General features: G+C 52.3%; 8 protein-coding genes. All 8 read left to right on the forward strand.

The genetic code is table 11. The annotated features are described in order from the left end of the window. Positions 1 to 74: 74 nt before the first annotated feature. The 8 genes from purT (at position 75) to mglC (ending at position 10,959) form a co-directional block, all read left to right on the forward strand. On the forward strand, positions 75 to 1,265 hold the full coding sequence (gene purT / locus HYD27_RS30365) for a formate-dependent phosphoribosylglycinamide formyltransferase (RefSeq protein WP_219221534.1): 1,191 nt from the start codon (positions 75 to 77) through the stop codon (positions 1,263 to 1,265). Continuing rightward, positions 1,255 to 1,719: a GNAT family N-acetyltransferase gene (locus HYD27_RS30370; RefSeq protein WP_219221527.1), complete on the forward strand. Its 465-nt coding sequence runs from the start codon at positions 1,255 to 1,257 to the stop codon at positions 1,717 to 1,719. The genes purT and HYD27_RS30370 overlap by 11 nt, the downstream gene beginning before the upstream one ends. Positions 1,720 to 2,593: 874 nt before the next feature. Further along, entirely contained in the window at positions 2,594 to 4,243 is a 1,650-nt protein-coding gene (locus tag HYD27_RS30375; protein WP_219221528.1) for a response regulator, read from the forward strand. Positions 4,244 to 4,246: 3 nt separating this feature from the next. Further along, the gene (locus HYD27_RS30380; protein WP_219221529.1) at positions 4,247 to 6,070 is read left to right on the forward strand and encodes a sensor histidine kinase; all 1,824 of its coding nucleotides are present in this window, start codon (positions 4,247 to 4,249) and stop codon (positions 6,068 to 6,070) included. Beyond that, complete coding sequence (locus tag HYD27_RS30385; RefSeq protein ID WP_219221530.1) at positions 6,070 to 7,089, forward strand: substrate-binding domain-containing protein; 1,020 nt, start codon at positions 6,070 to 6,072, stop codon at positions 7,087 to 7,089. The genes HYD27_RS30380 and HYD27_RS30385 overlap by 1 nt, the downstream gene beginning before the upstream one ends. Before the next feature lie 141 nt (positions 7,090 to 7,230). Then, the gene (locus HYD27_RS30390) at positions 7,231 to 8,304 is read left to right on the forward strand and encodes a galactose ABC transporter substrate-binding protein (protein ID WP_219221531.1); all 1,074 of its coding nucleotides are present in this window, start codon (positions 7,231 to 7,233) and stop codon (positions 8,302 to 8,304) included. A 121-nt stretch (positions 8,305 to 8,425) separates the two neighbouring features. Then, positions 8,426 to 9,937 carry a sugar ABC transporter ATP-binding protein gene (locus HYD27_RS30395; protein ID WP_219221532.1) on the forward strand — a complete coding sequence of 504 codons (1,512 nt, stop codon included), beginning with the start codon at positions 8,426 to 8,428 and terminating at the stop codon, positions 9,935 to 9,937. A 14-nt stretch (positions 9,938 to 9,951) separates the two neighbouring features. Further along, the gene (gene mglC / locus HYD27_RS30400) at positions 9,952 to 10,959 is read left to right on the forward strand and encodes a galactose/methyl galactoside ABC transporter permease MglC (RefSeq protein ID WP_219221533.1); all 1,008 of its coding nucleotides are present in this window, start codon (positions 9,952 to 9,954) and stop codon (positions 10,957 to 10,959) included. Positions 10,960 to 12,058 lie beyond the last annotated feature (1,099 nt).

Here is a 12,058-nt window from a genome sequence, read left to right on the forward strand (position 1 = left end):
TACAATTGAAGCTGCATCGTTTACAGAAAAGTGGAACGGACAGTTACAATTGCCGAAAGAGGTTGGAATCGACAATGTGGGGAGCTCCTTTTTCAGCCCAGAGCCGTAAGCTGCTGCTGTTGGGCAGCGGGGAATTGGGCAAGGAAGTCATTATTGAAGCTCAACGCCTTGGCGTAGAGACTGTAGCTGTGGACCGTTATGAAGCTGCACCGGCGATGGGGGTGGCCCATCGCTCCCATGTTCTGGATATGCTCGATGCCGAAGCGCTGAAGAAGCTTATTCGCGCCGAGAAGCCGGATCTGATTGTGCCGGAGATTGAAGCTATCGCCACTCATGCGCTGCAGGAGCTGGAAGCAGAAGGGTTCTTCGTCGTACCCACCGCCCGTGCGGCCCGGCTGACCATGGACCGGGAAGGCATCCGCCGGCTTGCGGCCGAGGAGCTTGGCCTGCCGACCGCCGCTTACCGCTTCGCGGATAGTCTGGACGAGCTGCGCCGGGCCGTGGACATTCTTGGCACACCTTGCGTGATTAAGCCGATCATGAGCTCATCCGGCAAGGGCCAGAGCGTATGCAGGAAGCCGGAGGATGCAGAGAATTGCTGGAATACAGCGCTCGAAGGTGCGCGCGCCAAAGGCACCAGGGTAATTGTAGAAGCCTTCGTGACCTTCGAGAGCGAGATTACACTGCTGACGGTGCGCTCTGTCAGCGGCACAGTATTTTGCCCTCCGATCGGCCATATCCAGAAGGACGGCGATTATGTGGAGTCCTGGCAGCCCCATCACATGAGCGCAGCCCAGCTGGCCGAGGCTGAAGGGATCGCCAGAGCGGTAACGGATCAGCTTGGCGGGTATGGTATTTTTGGAGTGGAGCTTTTTCTTACAGATCAAGGTGTACTGTTCAGCGAGGTCTCGCCCAGACCGCATGATACCGGCATGGTTACCATGATTACTCAGGATTTATCGGAATTTGCTCTGCATGTCAGAGCCATTCTTGGATTTCCGCTCGACGGGGTGCAATTGCTGTCACCGGGCGCATCGGCAACTTTGAAGGCAGATACAGCCGGACAAGCCTTTAAGGTAACCGGTATCGGCGAAGCGCTGGCGCTTCCCCGCACACAGGTTCGGGTGTTCGGCAAGCCGGAGCTCCGCCCTGGACGGCGGATGGCCGTAGCGTTAAGTGCAGCGGAAGATGTGGAAATCGCGCGGACAGCAGCCAAGCAGGCGGCGTCTATGCTAAAAGTGGAGGTAATTGAGGATGAACAGTAGTACTCAGGAGCAGGTACTGCAAATTCGCAAATGCGGCTTGAATGATCTGGAGAGAGTGACAGCCCTTCTGCGGGAATTCGGCTATCCGACAACGCTTAGCGTGATGAAAGAAAGAATGGAAGACATGGAGAATGATCCGTTCAATTGCACACTCGTTGCAGAACTGGATAATGAAGTTGTGGGAATGGTTGGACTACGGAAGGTAAGATCCTATTACAAGCATGCAGAATGTATTACGGAAATTACCGCGCTGATTGTAGCAGAGGAGCTCAGAGGCAACGGGCTTGGCAAAAGACTGGTATCCGCAGCAGAGGATTGGGCCCGCCAGCAGGGATGCTGCCAGCTTTTCCTGAGAAGCGGCAACCGTGTGGAGCGTGCGCCGGCGCATGCTTTTTACCGTCATATCGGATTCGAAAAAACCACCGGCTACCGTTTCAACAAATCATTGCTATAGATCTTATATGCACCAATCATCCCATCCCGGTTCAAGCGGGATGGTTTTTTTATATAATTTATAGGCTGGACGCTATAAATTATTCTTCTATATCTCGCTGTAACGGATACCTGAAAGCGATGCATAATATCGCTGCTTCTGAAACATACGCTTCCTATATTAAGGGCGGCGCAGCCGTTTCTGCTTGAAAGATCAGAATTTATATGTATTGGGGGAAGCGAAGCTTATCCGTTATTTCACGGCTGCGCTGTTGTATGAAAGAATGGATCGGGACTTCGGCCAAGCAAACTGCGCGATTGCGTTGGCCGCAGCGGTCAGGTAGAGGGAATCAGAGGCAGAAGTACCTTTGAATTCGCCCGAAGCCGGCTGGACGGTGAAATCAGAGGCAGAAGTGCCTTTGAATTCGCCTGAAGCCGGCTGGACGCAGGAATCAGCGTGAAAATGATTCTTCTCCTCCCCACTGAAACGGCAGCATTCTTATATAGGACGCCGATAGGCATCTTTCTTGTAAGATAAGAATTTAGATGTTTTGGGGTCCCCGCAAGGTACCTGAGTCATCATCGAAGCCAAGGCCCCACTTTGTGGGGTTTGTGGGGTTATTTTGTGCAACTCCCAGGCCCGGAGCTGTAGAAGCGGTGCAGCACATTTCCGGGCCTGTCACTATTGGCTTTACTGCAGCATAAGCTCTAATCTCGCAGATTGAGAACACGCTGCATTCCTGAAGAAAAACCCTTCAATTCCATACAAGTGACCCTCCGGCGGGCCCCGCTATTTCCACCGCGGCAGCTTCACCTAACTTAACCATAGATTGAGCCGTTCGAATCAGCTAGAATGGGGTAGAATGACCTAAACCTGGCTCAAAGAGGGATGAAGGATGTATAAATTGATTCTTGCCGAAGACGAAGAGGATGTAAGAGAAGGGATCATTGCGCAAATTGATTGGGAAAGCTACGGGTTTGAGGTGGTGGATCAGGCAGAGAACGGGCGGGAAGCCGCAGATTCCATAGACCGGCTGCTGCCGGATGTGGTCGTTACCGATATCCAGATGCCATTTATGAACGGGCTGCAGCTGGCCGAGTGGATTCGCAGCCGTCATCCCAATACGAAGATTATTATATTGACCGGCTACGATGAATTCGAGTATGCCCAGAAGGCGATTAAGCTGCAGATTGATGAATATATTTTGAAACCGTTTTCCGCACAAGAGCTGATTGATGTTCTGCTTAAGGTAAGGACGGCGATTGAGGCGGAGATTGCCGAGAAGGAAAATGTGTTCGTGCTCAGCGAGCATTACCGCAAAAGCCTGCCGGTGCTGCGTGAGCAGTTTCTCTCCTCGCTGGTATCCCGCAGGCTCCGTCCGGCGGAGATTGCCGAGAAAAGTGCAGAATACGGCATTAACCTTGACGGAAAACTGTTCCAGGCTTCAGTGATCAGTGTGGATTATATCCGTGAGGGCACAGAGCATGCCGCATCCGCCGGCATGCCGGTATCCCTTAGAGACACCGGAGACCGAAATCTCCAGCTCTTCGCGGTGCTGAATATTGCCGAGGAAATATGCCTCAGGCACAGCTTCGGCAAAGTATTCATTTACCGGGATGACGTTGTCCTGCTCTCGGTCAGCGATGAGAAGGAGGAGACGGGAATTACCGGCAGGACCTATGCCATTCTTGAAGAAATCCGCCAGAACGTGCAGCGTTTTCTGAAGCTGACGGTGACAGCGGGTTCCGGCACGGCCTGCAGCTCTCCGTCCCTCTTGTTCCATTCCTTCAGCGATGCGCTCCAGGCGCTGGATTATCGTCTGATTCTTGGAAACAACAGAGTGATCTGGATAGAAGATGTGGAATCCCGGGCAGGACATATGCTGGCTTATGATGAGCTGACCCGGCAGTCGCTGATCCGCACCATCAAGCTGGGCACCCTTCAGGAGCTGAAGGAGGTTATGGACGAGCTGTTTGGAGGACTTGATGCGGCGCAGGTGAGCACGCAGGAGGTTCAGATCTTCCTGCTGGAGATTATCACATCGATTCTGCGGGTCGCCAAGGAGTCGGGAAGCGAGCTGGGCGATTTTATCGGCACGGGGATTTCTTCACTGACAGAAATTCATAAGTTCAACAATATGAGCGAAGCCAAGGAATGGATTATCGGTGTATGCAGCCGGCTCATGGATTCCATTGCCTCGGAGCGGCAGTCCAGCTACAAGCTGCTGATTGATCAGGCCAAGGACTATATCCGCAGCCATTATGAGGAGTCCGATATTTCCATCGGGAGGGTCTGCCAGCATTTGCATATCAGTACAGGCTATTTCAGCAGCATTTTCAAAAAAGAAATGAAGATGACCTTTGTCAGCTATCTGCTGCAAATCCGTCTTGAAGCGGCCAAGGAGCTGCTGCGCTCGACAGAGCTGAAGGCTTTTGAAATCGCGGAAAGGATCGGCTTTGCCGACCCGAACTATTTCAGCTTCTGCTTCCGCAAGAAATACGGGCAATCACCCAAAGAGTACAAAAACAGCTCCCGGGGAGGATAAGCCATGAACAAGCCGAAGGCTTATTTTTTTCCGCTCCGCCCGCAGCCGCGCAAAAGGGGCAGGCTTCGCTTGCCCTCCAAGCTGCGGAGTATCCAGCTCATTATTACGTTAACCTTTACGGCGGTCACAGTGCTCGTTGCAGTGATCGTCAGTTTTATGCTCTACAACAAATTTGCCAAGACGGCTGAAGAGAACGCCAATATGAACATGCAGCAGATCATCGAGCAGGTGAATTATAACCTGGAGCTGTATGTCAAAGGGATGGGCAGTATTTTTGAAACTGCGGAGGAACAGATTACAGCCAGTCCTTCCATTGATGCTCCGCTGCTTGGAGAACGGATGGATATGCTGATGAGCAGCCGCGAGGATCTGGTCTCTGTGGCGGTGTTCACCCCGCAAGGGAAATATGTTGTCGGCACTCCGGGCCAGACCATGCGTCTCAACACACAGCTGCAGAGCCAGAGCTGGTTCGCCTCGGCGCTCAAAAGCCCGGAGATCTCCTATTCCGCTCCACATATCCAGAATCTGTTCAAAGGACACTACACCTGGGTCGTCTCCATCAGCAAAATGATTGAGTACCGGGAGAACGGGCTGGCCAAGACCGGCATTCTGCTGATTGACTTCAACTTCCGCACCATTGATGAGCTCAGCCGTCAGGTCAAGCTGGGCAAACGGGGATACGCTTACATCCTAGATCCGCTGGGCAACATTGTCTACCATCCGCAGCAGCAGCTGATCTATGCCGGGCTGAAGTATGAGAACGTGGAGCCTGTGCTGGAGTATGAATACCGCAGCTACCTGGACGAATCGACAGGGGAGAAACGTTTTATTACAGTGCGCACACTGGCCCAGACCGGCTGGAAGATTGTCGGTGTGGCCTATTACGATGAGATTGTGACGACCAAGCGCGACCTGAACCATTTTTTGGCCTGGTTTCTGGGCGTCGTTATTCTTGGGGTGATCGTGTTATCCGTCTTATTGTCCTGGCTGATCGCCAGTCCGATCCGCAAGCTGGAACGTACCGTCAAGCTTGTTGGAGAAGGGGATCTCAACACGCCGATCAATGTCAGCGGCGCTTATGAGGTGGAGCAGCTGTCGCGGCGCTTTAACTTGATGCTGCAGCGGATCAGGCAGCTGATGGACCAGATTATCTATGAGCAGGAAACCAAGCGCAAGGGTGAGCTGGAGGTGCTGCAATCACAGATCAACCCCCATTTTCTGTACAATACGCTGAATTCGGTGATCCGGCTGGCAGAACGCGGCAAAACGGATGAAGTGGTGACCATGATCCAGTCGCTGTCGAAGTTTTTCCGGATCAGTCTCAGCAAAGGGAAGAATATGATCACCATGAAGGAGGAGCTGGACCACATCCGGCATTATCTGGTGATTCAGAGCTTCCGCTTCAAAAATAAATTCCGTTATGAGATCAAGGCGCAGGACGAGGTCCTGCCGTACCAGACGATTAAGCTGATTCTGCAGCCGATTGTCGAGAATGCCCTCTACCACGGCATTGAAATGCTGCCGGATGAAGGTCTGATCACCATAACTGCGGAGCTGCGTGAAGGCCTGATTGTCATCCGGATCAGCGACAACGGACTGGGCATGGGCAAGGAGACACTGGGCATGATTCTAAACGGCAGCAGTAAAAGCGGCAGCGGTTCAGGCGTGGGCGTGCGGAATGTGAATGAGCGGATCGGGCTGGTCTATGGACGGGAATACGGACTTGCCTTTGAGAGCGAGCTTGAAGAGGGCACCACAGTTACTGTTTCCTTTCCTGCGGCTCTGGCCCGGGAGGGACCGGAAGAACAGAAGGGGGAATCCATATAATGAGAAGCTTGCGCTTAGGACTTGTCCTGCTGCTGTGCATAGTGTTGGGACTTGCGGTCACTTCCTGCACGGGCACCTCTCCGGCATATATCGGCACAGCGAAAACACGCAATGTCCACTTGATTGTAAAAATGAATAAGGGCGATTACTGGAACACCGTAAAGCTGGGTGCGGAAGCTGCCGCCAAGGAGTTCAATGTAAAGCTGACCTTCAAGGCTCCGGATTCGGAGAGCGATATAGATGAGCAGATTACGATGGTGGAGGAGTCCATTAAGCAAAAGGCGGATGTGATCATCCTTGCGGCCAGCAGTTATATGGGACTTGCCCAGGTTGTGGACCAGGCGGAATACTACAGAATTCCGGTGATTTCCGTGGATGCGGAGGTGGGCTCGGCCAAGGTGAAGACTTATGTAGGCTCGAACGGCTATGAGGCCGGGCAGAAATCCGCCGAACGGCTGATTGAGCTTTTGCATGGGTATGGTGAGATCGGCATTATCAACTTCACCAATTCTACGAACGGCCAGCCCAGCTCTACAGGGACGATTGATTACGGGGCCAGGGATGCGGATGAACGGGAAAAAGGGTTTCTGAACTACGCTGCCCGGTATCCGAACGTGGAGGTCGTGCAGATTTCATATACCTCTTCGAACACCGCCAATGCGGAGCGGCTGACCCGGGACATGCTGATCAACCACCCCAAGCTCCGCGGCATCGCCGCACTGAATGAAACAGCTTCGCAGGGGGCGGGCAAAGTGGTTCAGGAGCTGGGCTTCAGCCAGCTGAAGATGGTTGCCTTTGACAGCTCGCCATCGATGATGGAAATGCTGCAGGACGGAACGGTTCAGGCGACAGTGATCCAGAATCCCTTCAGCAACGGCTATCTGGCTGTCAAATATGCAGTTGAAGCCACTGAGGGCATTGATGTTCCGGAGCGGGTGGATACGGGCACGAAGCTGATTGATCTGGACAACATGCTGTATCCGGAGAACCAGAAATTGCTTTTTCCCTTTGTCCGGTAGAAAGCTTACATCATTAGAATTTTTATAAAAGTGAGTAGGATTTTATATTCGCAACCGTTTTCACGTCAGGCATAATAAGGATGTGCCCGGGACATACCGGGGCAAAATTAAAAAGAAGAATCATCAGGAGGTCAAATAATCATGAAAAAAATCACTTCCGTTTTACTCGCCAGTGCTTTGCTGGGGGCGGCTCTGGCAGGGTGCGGCAGCAACAATGCTGATACGGCTAATACAGGCAACGCTGCAGAAGCTGCCAACAGCGCAAACTCCGGTGCTGCTGGTGAAACTCCAAAGGTCGGCGTGGCCATCTACAAATTTGATGACACCTTCATGACCGGTGTCCGCAACGCTATTGACACGGCTGCCAAAGGCATTGCCACCGTGGACATCGTAGACAGCCAGAACTCGCAGCCTACGCAGAACGACAAGGTTGACCTGTTCGTAACCAAGAAATACGACGGGATGCTGATCAATCCGGTTGACCGTACAGCGGCAGGCGTCATTATCGACAAAGCCAAGGCAGCAGATATTCCGGTGGTGTTCCTGAACCGTGAACCGCTTCCGGAAGATATGAAGAAATGGGACAAAGTATACTACGTTGGCGCAAAGGCAGAAGAGTCCGGCACCATGTCCGGCCAGCTGATTGTGGACTACTGGAAGGCCCACCCGGAAGCTGACAAGAACGGCGACGGCGTGCTCCAATACGTAATGCTGAAGGGCGAGCCCGGACACCAGGACGCCGAGCTTCGCACAACCTACTCCATCCAGGCCATTGAAGATGCCGGCATCAAGGTAGAGAAGCTGGCTGAAGATACGGCAATGTGGGATCGTGTAAAGGGCCAGGAAAAAATGGCTGCCTTCCTAGGCTCCCATGGCGACAAGATTGAAGCCGTTCTTGCAAACAACGATGACATGGCCCTCGGTGCCATCGAAGCCCTGAAAGCGGCCGGATACTTCACCGGTGACAAGTACATGCCGGTTGTAGGGGTTGACGCAACTGCTCCGGCGGTTCAGGCCCTGCAGGATGGAACAATGCTCGGTACGGTGCTGAATGATGCTAACAACCAAGGAAAGGCGGCCATTACGCTCGCAGCATTGCTGGCCAAAGGCGAAGCTCCCACCAAGGAAAATGTGGGCTTTGACATCACCGACAACCAATATGTATGGATCTCCTACAAGAAGATTACCAAAGACAATGTGGCTGACGCCAAATAAAGTCTAAGACAAATAATGCCGGGGAGCAGCGATGCTTCCCGGAATTCCTTACGGGTAGGGAGCAGGATGGAACCGCTGTGCCTCTCATGGAAAAAGAAAAAAGCGTAGGGGGCGTAACAACATGGCAAAAACTGAATTTTTGCTGGAAATGAACCATATTACCAAAGAATTTCCCGGGGTTAAGGCGCTGGACGGCGTCAGCCTCAAGGTTAGACCGGGTTCAGTCCATGCCCTGATGGGCGAGAACGGCGCGGGCAAGTCCACACTTATGAAGTGTCTGTTCGGGATTTATTCACCGGATGCCGGTGAGATCTTTTTGGACGGGGAAAAGGCACATATTACGAACTCGAATGATGCTTTGGGCCACGGGATTTCCATGATACACCAGGAGCTGCACCCGGTGCCGTTCCGCAATGTGATGGAGAATATCTGGCTGGGACGGTTCCCGACTAAGGGCTTCGGACCGCTTCAGTTCATCGATCATAAGAAAATGTATACGGATACTGAAAACCTTTTCAAGGATCTGGATATCGATCTGAATCCCGAGACCCTGGTAGGCAGGCTGTCCGTATCCAAAATCCAATCTATCGAAATCGCCAAAGCCGTCTCTTTTCATTCCCGGGTCATAGTAATGGACGAACCGACCTCGTCTCTTACCAGTGTGGAAGTAGAGCATTTATTCCGGATTATCCGGGATCTGCAAAAAAGAGGCGTAGCCATTATTTATATATCTCACAAAATGGAAGAAATTCTCGAAATCTCCGATGAAGTAACGATTATGCGCGACGGCAAAAAGATCGGCACCTGGCCTTCGGCGGAGCTGACCACCGATCTGATCATCTCCAGAATGGTCGGCCGCGATCTGACCAACCGGTTCCCTGAACGCGCCAATGTTCCCGGTAAGGTCTTCATGAAGGTGGAGGGCCTGACCTCTCCCGAACCTAGATCCTTCAAGGATGTGTCCTTCGAGCTGCGGCGCGGTGAAATTCTGGGCATCGGCGGTCTGGTCGGCGCACAGCGGACGGAGGTTATCGAAGCCTTGTTCGGCCTGCGTGCCATTAAATCCGGCAGCATTTCCATTGACGGCAAGAAAGTCAGCATTCAATCGCCCCAGGATGCCAAGAAGCACGGTCTGGCCCTGCTTACCGAAGAGCGCCGTGTAACCGGTATTTTTCCGGTATTGTCCGTTCATGAGAACGGGGCGATTGCGAATCTGGACCGGTACAAGACCCCTTATCTCCTGCTTGACGGCAAGAAGAAAAAGGCTGAGGTCGATAAAATGATTGAAAAGCTGCGCACCAAAACACCGACCACGAAAACACAGATCATGAATCTGTCGGGCGGGAATCAGCAAAAGGTGCTGCTGGCCAGATGGCTGCTCACAGAACCCGAGGTTCTCCTGCTGGATGAACCGACCCGCGGGATCGACGTCGGGGCCAAGTTCGAAATCTATTCGATCATCGCCGATTTGGCGAAGCAAGGCAAAAGCATCATCATGATCTCTTCCGAAATGCCGGAGCTGCTCGGCATGTCCGACCGCGTAATGGTCATGTCGGAAGGCAGGCTTACAGGAATTCTGGAAGGCGAGCAGGCTACGGAAACCGAAGTGATGCGTCTCGCTGCACAGCATTAAGGGGGAAACTACTAATGAACGTTAAAAGAGCGCAATCCTTCGTCACGCAAAACGCGATTTACATTGTATTGGTACTGCTGATTATGGGGATTATCATCTACGAGCCAAGCTTTATGTCCATCAATACCCTGCGTGACGTGCTGATTCAATCGTCGACTCGTGTAATTATCGCACTTGGGGTTGCCTTTATTCTGATAACGGCCGGTACGGACTTGTCCGCAGGCCGCGTCGTTGGCTTCACGGCAGTAATCTCTGCCTCAATGCTGCAAATACCGGATTATTCCCGCCGCTTCTTCCCGGATCTTCCGCAGGTTCAGGTGTGGCTGCCCATCCTGATCGCCATCATTGCCGGTCTGCTCTGCGGCCTCATTAACGGTATTATCGTCTCCAAGCTCAATGTTCCGCCTTTTATCGCCACACTGGGCACCATGCTGATTGTCTACGGTCTGAACTCCCTGTACTTTGACATGGACCCCAACCAATCGCAGCCGATCGGCGGTCTGCGTCCCGATTTCACCAGAATCGGCTCCGGTTTCATAGGCAGCGGCAAATACTCTCTGCCGTATATCGTCATCATAGCCCTGGTAGTCGCCGCCATTGTCTGGGTGCTGTTCAACAAAACCAAGCTGGGCAAAAACATGTACGCCATCGGCGGCAACATGCAGGCGGCCAAGGTATCCGGGATCAATGTATCCAAGAACCTGATCTATATTTATGCCATTGCCGGCGCCCTGTATGGTCTGGCCGGTGTGCTTGAGGCTGCCAGAACAGGCGGCGCCACGAACAACTACGGCAACATGTACGAGCTGGACGCCATCGCCGCCTGCGTAGTCGGCGGAGTCTCCACCACAGGCGGTATCGGTACCGTACCTGGCGTATTAGTCGGTGTAATTATCTTCACCCTGATCAACTACGGCCTGACGTTTATCGGCATCAGCCCGTACTACCAGCTGATTATCAAGGGTCTGATTATTATTGCGGCGGTGTCGTTTGATATGCGGAAATATTCGTCGAAGAAGTAAGGCGAAGTGCTGGGGGGAGGATGTAGGAGTGAGCTGAGGGAAAGCTGCGTGTGGTGATGAAGGCGCGGCGGCGGGGAAGGTTTGGACTTCCGGCCGCTGCCCGTCTCCAGATTCCTTGATTCATACCGCTCTTAGCGGATGGAATCCGGAGACCGCATATGCTTTCGAAGCGAGCTTTTCTGCGGAAAGCTTTCAGGCGGACGCTAACGCTCCGTAAGTATCCATGCTTCCCCTCCGCCGCTTGCATCACCTCAAAAGGTTCCCCCCGCTTCGCAGGGGAGGGGAAGCAGAAAAAGCGTTTGCTGGTAGCCGGCAAACGTCTTTATTTAATGATAAGAGAATTTATATGTTTCACGCTATAAATTAGGCTCAATCTAAAAATTAGGGGTTGACTCTATGTGCGGACAAAGCGGAGGGTCAGAGGGATTCTGGAGAAACGATAGTGTTTGCCTTTAAAGAACGATTTCAACCTATGAGTTTATACTAATCAGGAAATCGGGCTTTAACAGCGGTCGAAGAACTCTCTGAACCCGCAGCGGACTTCATTCACAACCGCTGATTTTGGCTTTGAGCCAAAAAGGTAATTTGAACGTATAGGAATTGAACCGGAGAACCTGAACAAGCTGATGGAACGCAAGGAGTTCATAGGGAACGGAAGCGAAGTGTAAAAAGTAACACTAATGGGCTGGAATTCTGGCTTTAACGGGTTTTAGTGGGATTTTGTACACTTCATGGAGGCCCGTTCAACCCATACGGCTGATTTCAGCCGGATTAGTTGTACTTTTTCCCACTAGGGATGATGCAGTATCCGAATGCGCTACCTTAGTTGTACTTTTTACCACTAAGATTGCTCCCTTTTTATTAATGTTTCAAGTTCATCTTAATTTAGGCGTATTCCCCTGAAAGGGATCGATTAGGGATCTTTTTTTTTCACTAACGCAAGCTAAAAAAGGGAAAGTGAGAATTAGGTTCACTTTTTCCACTGCTATGAACGAATTTGTCAATTCCCCTGTTTTTCACCCTTAAACCAAGGGGGTTCAATCCCTTGGGCATAGAGACAAAATGCGAGTCGTCGGCTGGCACACTGCTATCCGTGGGT

The organism is Paenibacillus sp. S150 (genome assembly GCF_019352175.1).
Taxonomy (GTDB): domain Bacteria; phylum Bacillota; class Bacilli; order Paenibacillales; family Paenibacillaceae; genus Paenibacillus_AQ.